The organism is Porphyromonas sp. HMSC065F10, from assembly GCF_001808555.1.
Taxonomy (GTDB): domain Bacteria; phylum Bacteroidota; class Bacteroidia; order Bacteroidales; family Porphyromonadaceae; genus Porphyromonas_A.
This window is the reverse complement of record NZ_KV793718.1, coordinates 1-295: the sequence shown is the minus strand read 5'-3', so window position 1 is coordinate 295 and position 295 is coordinate 1. Positions and strand designations below refer to the sequence as shown.

General features: G+C 50.8%; 1 protein-coding gene. It reads left to right on the top strand.

All coding sequences use genetic code 11. The features are described from left to right. Positions 1-295, top strand: a 295-nt coding sequence (locus HMPREF2890_RS00035) for a transposase (RefSeq protein ID WP_148130619.1), incomplete at both ends; no start/stop codon positions are given.

Here is a 295-nt window from a genome sequence, read left to right as displayed (position 1 = left end):
GTCTCAAGGCCAAGCCCGGCAGCAAGGCCATCGTGATGAATATAAAAATTCTGGAGAGGCAATTGGCCTACATCAAAGAGCAGATCGCCAAGGTAGATCGACAAATGTACAGCCTCATAAGGTCTGAAAAGAAGCTCTCCGGGATCTATGATATCATCGTCAGTATCAACGGTGTGGGGCCGGTAACTGCTATCGCACTGATTGTCCTCACGAGCGGCTTTACGACATTTGACTCCAAGAGGTCTCTAGCCTGTTTTCTCGGCATAGCCCCCTTCAGAAGCGAGTCCGGCACGTC